The 16,259-nt window shown below is 69.5% G+C and carries 13 protein-coding genes; 7 read left to right on the forward strand and 6 right to left on the reverse strand.

Annotated features, from left to right (window positions below):
- The first annotated feature begins 190 nt into the window (after positions 1-190).
- From WME89_RS41745 to WME89_RS41755, 3 genes are all read left to right on the forward strand, one after another.
- Positions 191-1,102, forward strand: coding sequence for a LysR substrate-binding domain-containing protein (locus tag WME89_RS41745; protein WP_438005157.1), 912 nt, complete (start codon positions 191-193; stop codon positions 1,100-1,102).
- Positions 1,103-1,221: 119 nt separating this feature from the next.
- On the forward strand, positions 1,222-2,145 hold the full coding sequence (locus tag WME89_RS41750) for a CmcJ/NvfI family oxidoreductase (protein ID WP_438012039.1): 924 nt from the start codon (positions 1,222-1,224) through the stop codon (positions 2,143-2,145).
- 22 nt (positions 2,146-2,167) lie between these two features.
- A complete protein-coding gene (locus WME89_RS41755; RefSeq protein WP_438005158.1) occupies positions 2,168-2,764 on the forward strand; it encodes a 2-hydroxychromene-2-carboxylate isomerase in 597 nt (198 codons plus the stop codon).
- Between the two features lie 331 nt (positions 2,765-3,095).
- Here the strand turns inward: WME89_RS41755 and WME89_RS41760 are convergent, their stop codons facing one another.
- The 3 genes from WME89_RS41760 to WME89_RS41770 all read right to left on the reverse strand — a co-directional run bounded on the left by WME89_RS41760 (position 3,096) and on the right by WME89_RS41770 (position 6,178).
- On the reverse strand, positions 3,096-4,550 hold the full coding sequence (locus WME89_RS41760; protein ID WP_438005159.1) for a tetratricopeptide repeat protein: 1,455 nt from the start codon (positions 4,548-4,550) through the stop codon (positions 3,096-3,098).
- 139 nt (positions 4,551-4,689) lie between these two features.
- Positions 4,690-5,802 carry an ABC transporter substrate-binding protein gene (locus WME89_RS41765; RefSeq protein WP_438005160.1) on the reverse strand — a complete coding sequence of 371 codons (1,113 nt, stop codon included), beginning with the start codon at positions 5,800-5,802 and terminating at the stop codon, positions 4,690-4,692.
- A gap of 28 nt (positions 5,803-5,830) precedes the next feature.
- Positions 5,831-6,178, reverse strand: a complete 348-nt coding sequence (locus WME89_RS41770) for a hypothetical protein (RefSeq protein WP_438005161.1) — start codon at positions 6,176-6,178, stop codon at positions 5,831-5,833.
- A 690-nt stretch (positions 6,179-6,868) separates the two neighbouring features.
- Between WME89_RS41770 and WME89_RS41775 the strand changes: the two genes are divergently transcribed.
- Positions 6,869-8,449, forward strand: a complete 1,581-nt coding sequence (locus tag WME89_RS41775) for a hypothetical protein (RefSeq protein ID WP_438005162.1) — start codon at positions 6,869-6,871, stop codon at positions 8,447-8,449.
- A gap of 1,120 nt (positions 8,450-9,569) precedes the next feature.
- Here WME89_RS41775 and WME89_RS41780 read toward each other — a convergent pair.
- Positions 9,570-9,974 carry a hypothetical protein gene (locus WME89_RS41780; protein WP_438005163.1) on the reverse strand — a complete coding sequence of 135 codons (405 nt, stop codon included), beginning with the start codon at positions 9,972-9,974 and terminating at the stop codon, positions 9,570-9,572.
- Positions 9,975-10,848: 874 nt separating this feature from the next.
- Here WME89_RS41780 and WME89_RS41785 point away from each other — a divergent pair.
- Positions 10,849-11,496, forward strand: coding sequence for a hypothetical protein (locus tag WME89_RS41785; protein WP_438005164.1), 648 nt, complete (start codon positions 10,849-10,851; stop codon positions 11,494-11,496).
- Positions 11,497-11,702: 206 nt separating this feature from the next.
- Here the strand turns inward: WME89_RS41785 and WME89_RS41790 are convergent, their stop codons facing one another.
- Both WME89_RS41790 and WME89_RS41795 read right to left on the reverse strand, forming a co-directional pair.
- Entirely contained in the window at positions 11,703-13,328 is a 1,626-nt protein-coding gene (locus tag WME89_RS41790; RefSeq protein ID WP_438005165.1) for a serine/threonine-protein kinase, read from the reverse strand.
- A complete protein-coding gene (locus WME89_RS41795) occupies positions 13,312-13,929 on the reverse strand; it encodes an ECF-type sigma factor (RefSeq protein WP_438005166.1) in 618 nt (205 codons plus the stop codon). Before WME89_RS41795 ends, WME89_RS41790 begins: the two co-directional genes overlap by 17 nt.
- 951 nt (positions 13,930-14,880) lie before the next feature.
- Here WME89_RS41795 and WME89_RS41800 point away from each other — a divergent pair.
- Both WME89_RS41800 and WME89_RS41805 read left to right on the forward strand, forming a co-directional pair.
- Positions 14,881-15,312 carry a MarR family winged helix-turn-helix transcriptional regulator gene (locus WME89_RS41800; RefSeq protein WP_438005167.1) on the forward strand — a complete coding sequence of 144 codons (432 nt, stop codon included), beginning with the start codon at positions 14,881-14,883 and terminating at the stop codon, positions 15,310-15,312.
- A gap of 31 nt (positions 15,313-15,343) precedes the next feature.
- Positions 15,344-16,090, forward strand: coding sequence for an NADPH-dependent F420 reductase (locus tag WME89_RS41805; RefSeq protein ID WP_438005168.1), 747 nt, complete (start codon positions 15,344-15,346; stop codon positions 16,088-16,090).
- Positions 16,091-16,259 lie beyond the last annotated feature (169 nt).

Consider the following 16,259-nt stretch of genomic DNA (forward strand, 5'->3'; position numbering starts at 1 on the left):
TCTCGCCTGTTCCCCTGCTCCCCTGTGCGACCTCGCTCGCGCGAGAAAATCCAGAAGAATCGAGGTGTTAGCTGAGCTTGGTGTGAGCGAAGTCACCACCGTGAGCTACCGTGGCTGCCCCGAACCACCCGCTTGACGGACGGGCGGTCGTCCCACAATCCTTGACGCCCACGTCACATGAGCGCTGCGCATGTCACTGCCTCTCGCCCGCCTTCATTCGCTGGATCTCGTCAAGGGCTTCGTCGCCGTCGGCCGGCGCATGAGCATCACCCTCGCCGCCGAGGACCTGTGCCTGACCCAATCTGCCGTCAGCCGCCAGGTGTCGGCCCTGGAAGAGGCGCTCGGCGTGAAGCTGCTGGTGCGCGGCCACCGGTCGATCCGCTTCACGGCCGACGGCGAGAGGTTCTTCAAGGTGGCCGACATGGCAGTGCAACAGCTTCAGGACGCGATGGCGGCGATACACAGGCGCCATGAGAAGCAGCCGGTGACGATCACCGCCAGCATCGGCGTCGTCGGCCTGTGGCTGTTGCCGCGCCTGGGCGCCTTGAACGAAGAGCTGCCGGACGTGGACGTGCGCATCGCCACCAGCAACAAGCTGATGGACCTGCGCGCCGAAGGCGTGGACATCGCCATCCGCTATTGCGCGCCCAGCGCCGCGCCGGAAGGCGCGGTGCCCCTGTTCGGAGAGGCGCTGGTGCCCGTGGCCCATCCGTCGCTGCGCTTGCGCGGCCGGCCGGCGGCCGAGGTGGTCAAGCAGCACGTACTGCTGGAGTTCGACGAGCCGAAGCAGCCCTGGCTGCAGTGGAACGAGAAACTCAAGCTGATGGGGCTGGAACGGCTGAAGCCCCGGGGCATCATCCGCTTCAACCAGTATGACCAGCTCATCCACGCCGCCACCAGCGGGCGGGGCGTGGCGCTGGGCCGTGCGGCCCTCGTCGCACCGCTGGTCAAGGCCGGCAGCCTGGAGGCGCTGGGCTGGGACCAGGGGCAGTGGACATCGTCCCACCAGTACTGGCTGGTCCAACCCGAGCCCAGCCCCACGCCCGACGTGCAGCGGGTGTGCGAATGGATACGCCGCCAGGCCGCCTCGGACACGCACTGACTTGCGTGCCAGGAATGCGAGTCCGTCCGAAATCTCACTTGAGGCCCATCGCCGGTGAGATGAAATGGACGTGTGCCGCGCCCCTGCGGTCCAATCACGAGGAGAAGTCCTTGACGTCCATGGCCTCCCTTCCCGCCACGCTTGCCGACCCAGCGCCCGCCACCTCCCCGCGTGGCAGGCAAGGGCCGGCGTTCACGCCATCTCGCCCGCGTGTGCCCTTCGTGCGCGGCACGGTGGGCTATCTGAAACCGGCAGACGCTCGGCCGGTCATCCACCTTTATGACACAGGCCCGGAAGTGCCCCGGGAGAACTTCGAGCACGACCTGCGCGAGGTGCCGATCGTCGACGCGCGCCTCGCGCCCGCCCCGCCCCGCATCCACCACGAAGGCTTCGAGCTGTGGGACGCGCCTTCGCGCCTGCACAGCTTCCATGATGAGGAGGCGCTCAAGGCGGTCTACTACCCGGAATGCGTGGAGCTGGCCTGCCTCGTCACCGGCGCCTCGCGCGGCTTCGTGTTCGACCACCTGCTGCGACAGCGCGAGGAAGGCCGCCCGCCCCCCCTGACCTTTGGCCGCAGCGGCGCCGCGGGCGCCGCCGCGGCGCTGGGCCGGGTGCACAACGACTACTCGGAAGACAGCGGCCGCAGGCGCCTGCACCTGGTGCTCGACGATCCCGAGGCCGCCGCCGCGGTGCGCCGCTACAGCATCGTCAACATCTGGCGCTCCATCGGCGGTGTCGTGAGGGATACCCCGTTGGCGGTGTGCGACGCCACCAGCGTGAACGTGGGTGACCTGGTGCCCGCGGAGCTGCGCTACCCGCGCCGGGTCGGCGAGATCTACCTGTCGCACCACGCGCCCGGCCACCGCTGGGCCTACTTCTCGGAGATGGACACCCACGAGGCGCTGGTCTTCAAGCAGTTCGACTCGCAAGCGAGCGGCACCTCGCGCTTCACGCCCCACGCCGCCTTCGACCTGCCCCACATCCCGAGCGACGCGCCCTTGCGGCGCAGCATCGAAGTGCGCTGCCTGGTGGTCTACGGCTGAACGCCACGAACAGGAGAACCCCATGACAAGACAGGTCGAGTGCTGGTTCGACTTCGGCAGCAACTACAGCTACATCGCGGTCTCGCGGATCACGCCGCTGGCACGGGATGCGCGCGTCGACATCGTCTGGCGCCCGTTCCTGCTGGGCCCGGTCTTCAAGCGCCTGGGATGGGACACCTCGCCCTTCGTGCTGCAGAAGGAAAAGGGCGAATACGCGTTCATGGACACCGCCCGCGCATGCGCGAAATACGGCGTGCCATGGCGCCGCCCCACCACCTTTCCGCGCGCGGCGGTGCACACCATGCGCGTGGCCGCCGCCTTTGCCGAGCAGCCCTGGGTGGGCGACTACTGCCGGCGGGTGATGCAGCTGAACTTCGCCGAGGACAAGGACATCAACACCGACGAGGTGGCGGTGCAGGTCCTCGATGAGCTCGGGCTCGACGGCCGCAAGCACGTGCAAGAGGCCCAGGCAGAGCCGCGCAAGGCCAGGCTCCGGGCGTTCAGCGAAGAGGCCATCCGCCGCAAGATCTTCGGCGCGCCCACCTTCTTCGTCGGCGACGAGATGTTCTGGGGCAACGACAGGCTGGAGGACGCGCTGGCCAGGGCAAGCGCCGGGTGACCCCACGCCCGCCGGGCACGCGGATGGCCGGCATCGTGTGGCCTGTTCGCGCAGCTCGCGAGCCATCCGCGCCCTTTTCCATGCCGCCTGACGCCCCTGCCCTGCACATCCCCTTCGACAACACCGATATGCCCGCGCGCTGGCCGACCTGGCCGTGCCCTGGCAGCCGGCGCACGTGCCGGCGCCGTCGATGCTGTTCTTCAATCGGGCGCTGGCCGAAGAGCTGGGCTTGGACGCAACGGTGCTGGACGGCGAGCGCGGGGCCGCGGTCCCCCGGCCGACCTGCAAGGTCGCTGCCGTCCGGCCGCGACCCCATTCCCCTTCCGTCCCCTCATCTCGGCTCCGCCGGCCTCCCAGCGCCGGCGGCGGGCACGTCGAGCGGCACGGTCGTCGTGCAGGTCCCCGCCGCGACCTCCACCGTGCGCCCGGCGAGCTTCACCCTGGCCGTGTCCCGGCCCCCCGCGCGGCTCAGCCGCACGAGCTCCCGGCCCGTCTTCGCGTCGTAGAGGAGATCCTCGGTCTCGAGCCGCCCGGGGTCACACGCGTCGGCCGCCGCTTCGTCCGCGCTCTTCCAGGCGCGGAGCTCCGCCTCGACCTTCACGTGCACCACGTCGGGCTCGAACCGCACCTCGAGCCGCTCCTCGGGGATACACACGATCCGGTTCATCGTCGTGAGGGCCGTCGTCCGCAACACCATGCCCGCATGGAAAACGACCAGCGAGCCGTCCGGCCGCGCCAGGACGTGATCCTCGATCTCGCCCTGGATGCTGTTCAGGTACCGCGTCAGCAGCCACGGCGAAGGGCCCGTGCAGCGATCCGTGCCGTAGCGCTCGCAGAGCGAGCGCTGCGCCTCGGCCTCCGTCGCGGGCTCCTGCTGCTCCACCTTCGGGTCGTTGCCCCGGTAGAGCTGCTCGTAGGCGTCGAGCCAGCCCCGCGCGACGACGAGCCTCGGCGCGAGGAAGTCGTCTCTGGACGGGGCCTCGCGGCGCTCGACGAGCACGCCGCACGGCATGCCGGGGCCCGCCTTGGCCCTGGCCGCGGCCGTGGGCGACAGGAGGAATGACCGGGCAAAGGCGGCGCGGGCCAGCGCGACCTGGCCGCGCAGCTCGTCGAGCACGCCGAGGTTGTACCAGATCTGGGCGGCGAGCTTGTCGTCGGGCCCGAGCTGCTCGGCGCGCTGCAGGTCGGCGGCGGCCGCGTCGAGGTCCGCGCCGAGGCGCATCCGGGCGTGGCCGCGCTCGGCGAGGGCGCGCGGCTCGTGCGGCATCGCGGCGAGCGCGCGGTTGAAGGCGGCGATCGCCTCGGCGTACCGGCCCTGGCGCGCGGCGGCGCGGCCCTGGCCGAGGGCGCCGAGGTACGCCTCGCGATCCACCGGCGCCGCCTCGACGCGAGATGACCCGGGCAGCGCGGCGGCCGAGCCGCTGGGCGCGGGGGCGAGCGCCGCGGCGCCGCCCGAGGCGACCGGGGCGACGGCCGCGTCGCTCGACGCAGCGGCCGGAGCCGCGGCGCCGGCAAGCGCCGAGGCGAGCGCCTCGGGCGCCGGCTGGAGCGCGGCCGAGGGATCCGGCGCGCAGTCGCGGCACCCGGACGCGGCGAGGACCAGAACGAGCGGCAGTGAACGACACACACGCATCGGTCGCCCAGGATAACCGGAGACCGACGAGGAGATCTCCTCCAGGCGGGCGCCGTCGAAGCGGACCAGCTGATGCGGCGGGGACCACGGCGACTCCTGGACCGTCATCCAGAGCGCGCCGCCCGACGCCCGCTGGACGTGGCGGATATGCATGGCCTGCATCGAAGCCTCGGAGCTGCCCCCGGTCGTACGCGAGCACTCCCCCGCCGTACGTGCAGCCGATCCATCAATGATTGTTCAGGGACAGCCCTGGCCCGGCGCCATCACCGGGCGGTCGGACCTCCGTGCTCTCTCACCCGGCGTGGAGGATCCGAAAGCGATCGGGTTCCGCCGGATCTCGATCAACGACCTGGACTGGCGGCCAAGCCCATTGCCAAGCGCTGATGCCTGGCGTGCGGGAGAACTGGATCCGTCCGCGGGTGCCTTCGACTGCGACGCGGGCCCATGACTCGGCAGTGCGCGCCCGGTCCGCGCCGTGAGAACGCAGCACATCGGTGAGGACGGCGACCGTGTCGTAGCCCTCGAAGGCGACGAAGGAGGGCGCTTCGGCCAGCCGCTCGCGCAGGGCCGTCTCGACTCGGGCACCGAGTGGGCCGAGGCGCTCGGGCAGGTAGCGCAAGAACGGGATCGCGGCGCTGTCGCCGCCCAGCAACGTCGCCCATTCGGTGAACTCCGGTTGCCCGGCCGGAGCACCAATCATGATCTCGGCGAGGCGCTGGTCGCGGCGGACAGACTTGACGATCGACACCGCCGGCTCCGGGTAGCCGACCAGAAGAAGGAGGGCTGTCGCGCGATTGTCGACGAGCTCGTCGCACACGGCCGCGGGGGCGAGCGCGCGCATGTCGAGCTCGATGACGGCGCCGCCGCGTGGAGCGAGGTAGTCCCGCAGAATGCGGGCCCCAGACGCCCAGTAGACGCTCGAATCGGCTGCTACGGCGATGCGCCTGTGGCCCGCGCCGAGGAGGAAGCTCGCGTAGATCCGCCAGCCGTGGGACTGCGCCGGGGCGAGGCGCGCGACCCATTCCGTCGGCCGTTCGGTGAGCGCGTCGAGAACCGCTGACGAGCAGAGGAACGGCAGGCCGAGGGCGTCGGCCCTGGCGGCAGCGGCGCGAGCGGCGACGCTGTGATACTCCCCCGCCAAGGCGGCCACGCCCAGGCGAGCCAGTTCATCGACGGCCGCCGCGGCCCTCTGTGGATCAGCCGCGGTGTCTCGAACCACCAGCTCGAGTGGTCTTCCGACGATCCCGCCGGCGTCATTGACTTCGCGAACGGCCAGCTCGAGCCCAGCGAGCAAGTGCCGGCCTGCCTCGACCCAGCCGGGCCGAGTCAGCGGAACGAGAGCGCCGATCCGGACGGATGATCCGTCAGTCCGCTCCGCTCCAGGTGGCGACAGTGGCGTATTCATGCGTTGGCGTCTCCCACGTGACGATTCGTTACACCATGCCCGGATCGCAGCGTAGCAAGGCCCGATAGCACGCGTCCATCCCATCTTGCCGTGGCGGGCGCACCTGGGTGACCATGCCGGACATTGCATCCACCCACCATCGCCAGCGGTGAACGACGCCGGGGTTGACGGAGGCCGGGTTAGCCCCGCAGGCTGCTTCGTTGAGGCGGCCCCGTCGATGCATAGATAAATCATCGATATCACGTCGTTTTCCCAGGAGGGCCGGATCGCGTAGAAGAATGGCCATCGGGCCGCTCGCCTCGCGCTTCGCGCTCGGCAGCGTCGGGTTCTTGCTGCCGAGGGGCGCGCTCATCCGCCGGTTCTCGGCGAAGACCACGCTGGTCCTCTCGCTCGCCGGGTATGCGGCCGCGGTGGGCGTCTTCCCCTTCCTGCAGGTTCCGGGTCGCTCATGGCGCGATGAATCTATTGCATGGGATTCATGACGCCAATTCATTGGAATCACGCCTCCGGTGAGCCATGAATGCGGAGCATACGAGCTCTGCGGTAGACAGGCCCGCGCGGGGCGCCGCTGCTCGTCGTGGGAACCATCGTCATCCACCGTCGCACATGGCCGAGGGAACACGACTGACGCACGTGGCGCGCGGTGGCGAAGGCAGGAGCTCCCAGGACGAAGGCTGCGCGCCGCGCGCGTCACCGCCGCGGCGACGCCAGCGCGAGCCGTCGCGGCAGCACGCCAGGGGTGCAGCCCCATCGCATGCTCGAGTCGTCACGTCGTCACGAAACCCATTCTGTCAATGCTTTCGAGTCGTCAAAACCCTGCTCCAGACCTCGATGAGACGTTGACGGGCGCGCCCTGCGCCACGCGCGACCGGCGGCGCGCGCTGGCTCCGCGGCACGAGGCCGTGCGCTCGGCAGCGCGCGGCGATGAGCGGAGGGGGCGCACGCGGCGACGGGCGACGGGCGATGGGCGGCGGGCGCACGTGCGCTCCCGCGCGCGTCCGGCGCGGCTCCCAGAGCAGTGCACGGCGACATGAACAGGACAACGGCAACAGAGAGAGAGATGGATATGTCATTTCCAAAACCCGGGTTCTCGATCCTCGGCTCGGCGATCGCGATTGCGTTGATGACCTCCTGCGCCCCTCCCGAGCCCGAGGGCGGCTCCGAGAGCGCTTCAGCCGCGTCGAGCGCGCTCACCGCGCAGGAGCGGCTCGCCGCTTGCAACCAGGACCCTCGCGTGATCGCCGGGCTCGTGTCCGCCGAGGTCTGCGCGGGGGCCGACATCTTCTTCCGCGAGACCTTCGACGGAAACGGCCGCAAGTGCGGCAGCTGCCACCCGGTCGAGAACAACTACACGATCGACGTCCCCTTCATCACCGCGCTCGGCGAGGACGACCCGCTCGATCCGCTGTTCGTCGCCGAATACGACCCCAACCTGGCGGAGCTCGAGACCGACGAGCTGAGGACGCTGGGGGTCATCCGCGAGAACGTCGACGGGTTCGAGGACCTCGACAACAAGTTCACGGTGCGGGCGGTCTCCCATATCTTCTCCATGGCGGCCACCATCGACCCCGACCCGGCGGATGGGACGGCGGTCCCGCCGGTCCACCGCACCGGCTGGTCGGGCGACGGAGCGCCCGGCGACGGCTCGCTCCGCTCGTTCCTCACCGGCGCGATCAACCAGCACTTCCCGAAGGATCTCAGCCGCCAGCCGGGCGTGTCGTTCCGGCTGCCGACCGAGGAGGAGCTCGATCTCACGCTGGCCTTCCAGATGAGCGTCGGCCGGACCAACGAGCTCGATCTCCAGCAGGTGAACCTCTTCGACCCCCTGGCGAACGACGGGCGGCAGGCGTTCCTCGATCCGCAGCGGGGCCGTTGCAACGTGTGCCATGAAAACGCGGGCGCGAGACACCAGGATTCCGGCTTGAACCGCAACCTGGACACGGGGACCCGAGGGGCCACCGTGTCCAACACCCTCGGGGTGTTCGACGGCGGGTTCGGCGGGAAGGGCCTGGCCGCGCCCAACATCGACGTCCTCGGCCTCGGATTCCCCAACGGGTACGGCGACGGCACGTTCAACACGCCGTCGCTCATCGAGTCCGTGGATACGCCGCCGTTCTTCCACCACAACGCCTTCGGGCTCGACATCGAGGGCGCGATGTCCTTTTACACCTTCCCGGTCTTCTTCCCCGTCTCGCCGGCGGGCCAGGAGCTGGAGGCGCGGTTCGGCACCCCGATCGCCTTCACGGGCGACGATATCACGAAGATGGGGCGGTTCCTCCGCGTCCTCAATGCCGCGTTCAACCTCGACATCGCGAAGCAGCGCCTCCTGGCGTCGCAGACGCTCGTCAACCAGTTCCACGACACCCGGGCGGACGTCCAGCTCCGTCTGATGGAGCTCGCGGAGGTCGAGATCGACGACGCGCTGGAGGTCCTCACCACCCTGCCCGATCCCTCCGTCCAGCTGCACCCGATCTCCCAGGGTCACCTGCAGCTGGCGAAGGGCGAGATCGCGGCGGGCCTCACGGCCTCCACCTGGTCGCAGCGCCAGAACCGGATCTCGAACGCTATCTCGCGTGTGACGAGCGCGCGAGACCAGTTCGGCGCGAACATCAACTTCCAGCTCGGCCAGGGCACCCTGATGTACTAGTACCAAGCGCTCCCAGACGGCACGCCCCGGCGCGGCGAGCGCCGGCGCGGTCGTCCCAGCACACGCGCCGCCATCTCTCTTCACGCGACGACCACCGGCCCGCGCCGGGGATGCGCCGGTGGTTGCGTGCCGAAGCGCCCTGGAGGCATCCGGAAAGTGATGCCGGCAAGCAGCGAGGGCGAGACCCTACCTGGAGCGAGGCCCCGCCGATCGGGGCCGACATGTAGACGACGACCCGGCATGCCGCGCGTCAGGCGGAACGCTCTCGAGCAGGCCCGGGTGGCGAGCTCCGCCCGAGGAGCCGTCGATGCAGGACACGGTGCGCTGCGGGGTCGTGCGTGACGGCGTTTGGACAGGTCTGAATGGCTTTGCGCGGGCTATCCTCTTGGCCCGTGAACTCGGATGCCGAAGTTTCTTCTTAACGGATTGTGACAGCCTCGACGGCTTGATGCCTGTCACAAGGGAACCCCTCTGGAGGACAGTTTTCGCCAAACGTGCTCACCGAAGCTGGTCCTCTGTGGAAAGGTCTCTGGCCGAAAGTGGTTATCGTGACAGCTTGCGGTCCAGTGGTCGTACACTGACCCGAATCTTGCCCACCGGCCGTGTTGAACAAGTTGCCGCTCGTCCTCTGCCTGACCGTTATGTCTACGAGATAGGTATCCCCCTCCGTGCATTGAATGGTACCGGTGACAATCACCGAGCCACCCGGCCCCAGCGTCACCGACTCCACGTCGACCTCGCCCGGCTCTTGCGCCATGGCTACAGGCGCAAAAACGGTGAATGCCAACATAAGAGAAACCGCGTTCAAGAGCGTTAACCTGTTCATTGGCTCTCCATTTCTGGACTTTGTCTCTCTGCTGAGTCCGTAGTCCGATGTCGCACGTTTCGAGGGCTTCCGGCCCATGACTATCGTTCCTCTGGCTAATCGCAGAGCCCTCCGCCAGTGGGCAGCGGGACAGCAAGCAGTCGCCCGCGAAGCCCAGCGTGGCTCAAGAAAATGCACCGGTTCACACAGGGACAGGTCCCGAGCCCGAGTGTTGTGCCTCGGGCGGAGCCTCCTGCGACAGCGCGGGCAAGGCGGTGTGTGTCACAGGCAGAATTCTGCAGGTACTTTCGACCTTCATGAGGAGGTCACACCGGCAGACACGCTATCTCCCGCGACGTGAGCCAGAGGGATAGGACGGACCGGAGCGCCGATTCTCGACCGGCAGGTGCTGACCGGCACGTGCCCCCGCCGCCCGCGCTCGCCCCAGGCGTCACGAGGTGAGGGGCAGAAATCTGCGACGCTGACCGGGCACCAGCTGTTCGCTGCCGGCGCGCGCACGCAACCGATCCGGAGCAGCCGATCGATCATCACATCCAGCGCGACGGGCTCTATGGCCACCTCGCCGTCGTAGATATACCGCTCCTCGAGCCCTCCGGGCGGTTCATTCGCCTCCGCGCCGTTCACCTCCGCACCGGGGGACGCGGCGCCGCATCCGGTGAGCAACGCGGCAGGAATGATGCAGATCGTCCGTTCAAGCATCTCTCTCCCCTTGGTGAGTCCAGGCAGGAACGCGGATGCCTCGTTGCACCTTGCACGTCGGCGCCCGGGACCCCAGTCGCCGAGCCCGACCTGCGCCAGCGCCCCGGCGCACCCTCCTCCGTCCTGGAACCAGGGAAGCGTCTGCCCCAGGCGCCGCCCCTCGCTGCGCTCGGGACCACGCAGCTTAACGCCAGTCGTTGGGCCGGCAGAGCGCGGGGACGCAGGCACGATCCCGAAACAGGCGGCAGCGCATTGAAGCGCCCGGAAACGGGGCGGCGAGCGAAGGAGAATCCCTCGGCGCTGCGCCGCCGGGCCAGGCGCCGACCCCGATCGGTGACGCCGCGGGCCCTTCACCGCCGGCGGCGCAATGGCGGAGGGTGCCCCGTTGGGCCACACCGGAGTCGCCCTCGGCGGCGAAACAGGCGGAAGCTATCAAAATTGCTACTGTTTTCGGCGACCGCTCGTCATCGATCGGTTTCTCTGGCGGGATTTCTGACTCGCTGTACTAGCCGGCGACCTGCCGGGCGTCGGGCCGCCGGCCGTGCGTCCGGCGGGAGCAGCTCGGCGCCCTACGCCGCTCCTGCTTCATCGCGGCAGATCGCCCCGTCGTCGCCGGCCTCCTACGATGAAGCGGCCGCCCGGCGCCTCTGGAACGTCAGCGCCGAGCTCACCGCGCTCGCCGCTCCCTGAGGCGGCGGAGAGCCCGCCCTGGATCCGAGCCGCGGGCGCCTCCCGAAAAAAATCGATCGACCCCCTGTCGGGTTTTCCTCCCGGCTTCCGGATGACGGGGTGAGGCGAGCGAAACAGCGGGGTGGAGGCCACCCCGGGACGGCTCGCCGCGCTCAACCCCTGAACGAAGACCCTGGGAGCCATCATGAACCACATCGCCCTCTTCCGTAGCTTCTCGCCCCTCGCCCTCGCCCTGCTCGTCGCCGCCCCCGGCTGCATGGCTACCACCGCCGATCCGCAGGCCGATTCCTTCGCGGAGGACGCCCCGGCCCCGGACGGCGCGGAGCTCGGGAGCGCCGCCGCCGACCTGGCTACCGAGGACGGCGCGGCGCTCTCGACGGCGGAGCTCGACGACGGCGCGCTCTTGTCGACGAGCACGCTCGTAGGCCTCTCCACGGGGTTCTACGTCCCGCCGCGCGTCGGTGGAGACGCGGAGTTCGACGGCCACGGTCCGAGCGTGTCGCTCCAGGTCGAGCTGAATGTCTTCAATGGCAACGAGCTCTGGGCCGCGGTCTACATGGACGCCCTGGAGACCAAGAGCAACTGGACGCACGCTGCCGGCACCGCCTGGTACCGCCTCTACACCTCGAGCAGCCCGATCGTGAGCGTGGATGGCCCGATCTCCTTCAACCACACGTACACGGACACGGACCACGCCCACGACATCTTCTCGTTCGCGCCGGACAGCCTCGTCAACAAGCTCGATTACGTAGGTGACACGAAGGGCAACGAGGCGGGGACGGAGACGGGCGTGAGGGTCTACTTCAACCCCATCAGCATCGTGACCGAGTAGCGGCGGGGCTGAGGAATCCCCTCAGTTTGCAGCCCTTCCAGCGGGGAATTTGAACAGGGAGGCGGGGAGACAGGGAGTATTTTGAAGGTTTCGCTCCCCGTCTCCTCGCCTCCCTGTGAATCTTCTGAAGAATTTGAGGGGATGCCTCGGGCGGCGGAGCCCCTGGCGCCGGCGTCGCCGCGCGGAGAGCGCCGGATCGCGGCGGTTCACCGCCCGTCCTTCCTCGCCGGCGGCGCGGCGCTGGCGAGGTGCCACGCGACGATCGCGTTCGCGAGGGAGCCCAGCACGCCGGCGACGTAGATCGCGCCGGCGTGCTCGGGGAGCACCGCGGCGGCCACAGCGCCCGCCGCGCAGAGCGCGGCCGACAGCCAGCTCGCCTTCGGCAGGCCCGGCGCGGCGGTCGCGTGGATGGCCGCGAACAGGAGCAGGTTGGTCGCGAGCGCGCGCTCCACGGGCTCGCCCGTGACCACGGCGAGCGCGCGGTGCAGCACCATCGCGCCGAAAAGCACCTTCACCACATGGCCAATCCGCCGGTTCACCGCGTTCCTGGAGAGCGGGCGGCGAAACGCCCAGAGCAGCGAGAGCCCCGCGAGCGCCGTGACGCAGCCCATCGCGAGGAGGTGCACGGGGTGGTGCACAGGAACGAAGCGACCCACGCCGACCGTCGCCATCACGACGCCGAGGGCGCCGATCGCGAGGCCGAAGCGGATCCGCTCGCGCCTGGACACGGTGAGATCGATGTCGGAGCTCTTCGCGAGCCGGTCGGCGAGGACGTCCAGCAGCTCATCGAGCCTCGGCCAGCGCTCCTCGGGGCGAGCGCGGAGCCCCCGCGCGAGCGCGTCGCGCACCCACGCAGGCACCTTCGACCCGGGCGGCGCCGGCCTCAGGAGATCTCGCCGCGCCCTCTCGAGCCGCGCGTGGAGGTCCTCGCCCTCGAACGGCAGCTCGCCATGGAGCGCCTCGTGGAGCGTCGCGCAGAAGCTCCATTGATCGCTCTTCGGCGTCGCCGGCTGCCGCTCGGCCTGCTCCGGGGCCATGTAGGCCGGCGTTCCCATGAACAAGCTGCCTGCCGTGAGGGGCGCATGGATGGAGCCGCTCCTGGAGACACCGGCGCTCGGGCTGGCGTCGGGGAGCCAGTCCTCCTCGTGCTGGAGGCGCGCGAGGCCGAAGTCGGCGATGCGCGCGCGGCCGTCCTTGCCGATCAGGATGTTGTCCGGCTTGACGTCGCGGTGGACGAGCCCCTCTCGATGCGCCGCCGCGAGGCCGCGGCCCGCCTCGATCCCTGCGGCGAGCACGGCCTCCCACGCGCGGGGCTGCTCGCGGGCCAGGTCGCGGAGCGTCCGGCCGTCGACGAACTCCATCGCGACGAACACGTCCCGCCCGTGCTCGCCGATCTCGTAGATGGGGACGACGTGCGGGTGCGAGAGCCTGGCCATCACCTGGGCCTCGCGCACGAGGCGGGACCGGCCTTCCGGGTCGAACCTGCCCGGCGCGATGAGCTTCAGGGCGACGCGGCGGTCGAGCTCCGCGTCGTACGCCGCGTAGACGATGCCCATGCCGCCCTGGCCGACCCTGTCGAGCACCGTGAACCGCCCGACGCGCGCGCCGGGGCTCAGCGGCTCGTCGGGCGGGGCGAGGGCGACGGCGGCGCCCTTCAGGAACCCTTCCGGCTGCGCGCCGTCGCACCGGAGCAGGCTCCACACCTCGTCGAAGAGCTCCGGGCGGCCCGCGCACCGGGCCTCCAGGAACGCGCGGCGCTCGTCGTGGCTCTGCTGCTCGATCGCCGCCTCGAAGAGGGCCTCTACCTCGCCTGGATCAAGGGGCGGGCTCATCTCCGCCATGCAGCGCGCGGTAGAGCCACGCCTTCGCGAACCGCCACTCGCGCTCGACCGTGCGCGTCGTCACGCCGGAGAGCTCGGCGATCTCTTCCTCGGTGAGGCCGGCGAAGTAGCGCAGCATCACGATCTCGGCCTTGCGCGGGTGCTCCTGGCTCAGCTTGCGCAGGGCCTCGTCGAGGGCGAGGAGGTCCTCGAAGGGGAGGTCGACCGCGAGGGGCAGCGCGTCGATGGCGTCCTCCGGGGCGCGCACCTGGTCGCCGCCGCGCTTCCTGGCGGCCTTGTGGCGCGCGTGGTCGACGAGCAGGTCGCGCATGGCCTGGGAGGCGGCGCCGAAGAAGTGGGCGCGGCTCTGGAAGCGGGCCTCGCCGTCCCGGAAGAGCTTCTCGTAGGCCTCGTGGACGAGGGCGGTGGGGCCGAGCGTCTGCCCGGCGCGAAGGTGGCGGACGCGGGCCAGGGCGATGACCTTGAGCTCGGCGTAGACGGCGTGGAGGAGGGCGTCCGCGGCGTCTTTCTGGCCCTCCTGGGCGGCGTGGAGGAGGACGGTGATGCCCTCGCCGGCGCTCGGCCGGGGTGCGCGTCGATCGCTCGCGGTCATGGGTGTGCGTCCATGGGTGTGCGTCTCGCTGAGGTCGGAGCGTACACCAAACAGCCGGGCTGAGGGGCGCGACGGCGCTCCAGGGCGCGACAGAGCGGAGCGGGAAGCAGGCGAGGTGCAGGACGTCGCGCGCTTGACGTGCGCTCCTGAGGACGAGCTGTGCTCACTTGCCAGGACGATTCAAGTTCACAAGAGCCGTGGAGGAACACTCCTTGCGGCCTGACGCCAGAGCACGGTGAGCGGTCTCGACAAGACGGCTCTCGGCGATAAGGGACGGAGCAGCCGCTCGACCGCTCCTGGAGGCCTGCGCGCTCAGGAGCCGTGTTGTTCCAACAGTTTACGCGACATGGGGAAAGGGGGCGGCAGGTGGACGGGAGGGGACAAAAGACGACGTCAGGGCACGTGCGCGTTGGCCACAGGTGGGCTACGGGGCGCGTGGAGTGCGGGAGCCCCTGGTTGCGCTGCAGTCGTCTCCCCCCACCCCAAACTTGAACCGGATGCCGTCTCGGGCCGTGGATGTTAAAGGCCGACTGCGAGCGGCAACCCGTGGCGATCTGCGCGCTGCTGCGGCTTTTCGCCTCCCTCAGCCTACGGATGACCCCGGTTCGAAGCGCCGGGTGGACGCCTGGGGGGACGAGGTGGCCAGCCCCGGGCGCTCCGCCCCGCTCTCCCTCACCGGCCGGCGGCGAGGCCTGGGGGGGCGATTCACGCCTCCCCCGCCCGACGCGGCGCTGCCTCGCGGAGACTCGGGAGGGCGCCCCGGTCGACGACGCCGCGCCGGTGTTCGTGGGCGAGGACGGCGGGCCGCTCGGCGCGAAGGTGGCCCGCCGGCTGATGGCCGAGGGCAACACCTCGGCCGCTGGCCGGGTGCCGTGGGCAGCATGTGGGCTTGACAAGCTACCACGCACGTCCCAATATCTAGCGCGCTAGATACTGGTGAGCTAGGGAACGATGACTTCGGAACGGCAACGCGTCGGCACACAGCTTTCCTTCGCGCTTTATGCCGCGGCGAACCGGATGGTTCGCCTGCACAAGCCGTTTCTCGAGCCGTTGGGTCTGACCTTCCCCCAGTATCTCGCGATCCTGGAGTTGCTGGATGGCGCGCCACTTTCCGTCGGCGCACTCGGTGCCCGCCTCGACATGGACACGGGCACGATCACGCCGCTGCTCAAGCGGCTCGATGTCGCCGGCTTGGTCACGCGGACACGCGACCCCGCCGACGAACGCCGTGTGCTGGTCGACCTGACACCCCGTGGCCGCGCCCTCGAAGCCGAGGTCCGGGGCGTCACCGAGAAGATCAAGACCGCCTGCCAGCTTACCGACCAGGACTTGGACGACCTTCGTCGCACGCTCGAAGCGCTCGCGCACCCCGCGAGCGAGTGAAGCCTTCAAGGAATTCGTAGGAGATTCAATCATGAAAATCGGCATTTGGGGTACTGGCCACATCGGAAAGACCCTGGTCCGAAAGCTGAGCGCGGCCGGACATGACGTGAAGGCGGCCAACTCTCGCGGCCCGGACACGATTGAGCCTGACGTGCTGGCCTTCGGCGGACGCGCGGTCTCGGCGGCGGAAGCCGTGGCGGACGTCGACGTCGTGATCATCTCGATCCCCCTGAACCGTATTCCGGGGATTGCGCCGCTGCTCGCCAACGTGCCAGCCGAAACGGTCGTCATCGATACGTCGAACTACTATCCGCAGCGCGACGGCAAGATCGACGCCATCGAAGCCGGTCAGGTAGAAAGCCTTTGGGTAGCCGAACAGCTGGGCCGCCCTATCGTCAAGGCGTGGAACGCGATCGGTTCCGATTCTTTCGCGAAGAAGGGAAAGCCTGCGGGGAGCCCTGACCGCATCGCGATCCCCGTTGCGGCCGATAGTGACAGGGACCGCAAGGTGGGAATGGCGCTCGTCGAGGACACCGGGTTCGATGCATTCGACGCAGGGACGCTCGACGAATCGTGGCGGCAGCAGCCTGGCGCTCCGTGCTACTGCACGGACCTCACCCGAGAAGAGATGCCCGCCGCGCTTGCTGCGGCAGATAGAGCGCGATTGCCGAAGCGGCGCGACCTGTCGCTCGCGGTGATCATGGAGCGGGTCGGAAACACCACCACGAACCCGGACGCGGAATACGCCGTCCGCCTGACTCGTGCGTTGTTCATGTGAGTCCTTGCCAGCCCGCGCCTGAGTCCGGGCGGTGGCAGGCCGAGGGGCTCTCGCATGCCGGCGCTCGGCGCCCTGGTAGGCAAGCTGTCCGGCTGAGCCGACTCCCCCGAACAAGCCTAACGAACTCACAAACAAACCTTCGGGAGCTGTCATGAGCACACTGACACGT

It is taken from the genome of Sorangium sp. So ce321 (genome assembly GCF_051530195.1).
GTDB lineage: Bacteria > Myxococcota_A > Polyangia > Polyangiales > Polyangiaceae > Sorangium.

Excerpts from the sequence above, each read along its gene's own strand:
- WME89_RS41745 (WP_438005157.1), top strand. The coding sequence starts at position 191 with ATGTCACTGCCTCTCGCCCGCCTTCATTCGCTGGATCTCGTCAAGGGC.
- WME89_RS41750 (WP_438012039.1), top strand. The coding sequence starts at position 1,222 with ATGGCCTCCCTTCCCGCCACGCTTGCCGACCCAGCGCCCGCCACCTCC.
- WME89_RS41755 (WP_438005158.1), top strand. The coding sequence starts at position 2,168 with ATGACAAGACAGGTCGAGTGCTGGTTCGACTTCGGCAGCAACTACAGC.
- WME89_RS41760 (WP_438005159.1), bottom strand. The coding sequence starts at position 4,550 with ATGCATATCCGCCACGTCCAGCGGGCGTCGGGCGGCGCGCTCTGGATG.
- WME89_RS41765 (WP_438005160.1), bottom strand. The coding sequence starts at position 5,802 with ATGAATACGCCACTGTCGCCACCTGGAGCGGAGCGGACTGACGGATCA.
- WME89_RS41775 (WP_438005162.1), top strand. The coding sequence starts at position 6,869 with ATGTCATTTCCAAAACCCGGGTTCTCGATCCTCGGCTCGGCGATCGCG.
- WME89_RS41780 (WP_438005163.1), bottom strand. The coding sequence starts at position 9,974 with ATGCTTGAACGGACGATCTGCATCATTCCTGCCGCGTTGCTCACCGGA.
- WME89_RS41785 (WP_438005164.1), top strand. The coding sequence starts at position 10,849 with ATGAACCACATCGCCCTCTTCCGTAGCTTCTCGCCCCTCGCCCTCGCC.
- WME89_RS41790 (WP_438005165.1), bottom strand. The coding sequence starts at position 13,328 with ATGAGCCCGCCCCTTGATCCAGGCGAGGTAGAGGCCCTCTTCGAGGCG.
- WME89_RS41795 (WP_438005166.1), bottom strand. The coding sequence starts at position 13,929 with ATGACCGCGAGCGATCGACGCGCACCCCGGCCGAGCGCCGGCGAGGGC.
- WME89_RS41800 (WP_438005167.1), top strand. The coding sequence starts at position 14,881 with ATGACTTCGGAACGGCAACGCGTCGGCACACAGCTTTCCTTCGCGCTT.
- WME89_RS41805 (WP_438005168.1), top strand. The coding sequence starts at position 15,344 with ATGAAAATCGGCATTTGGGGTACTGGCCACATCGGAAAGACCCTGGTC.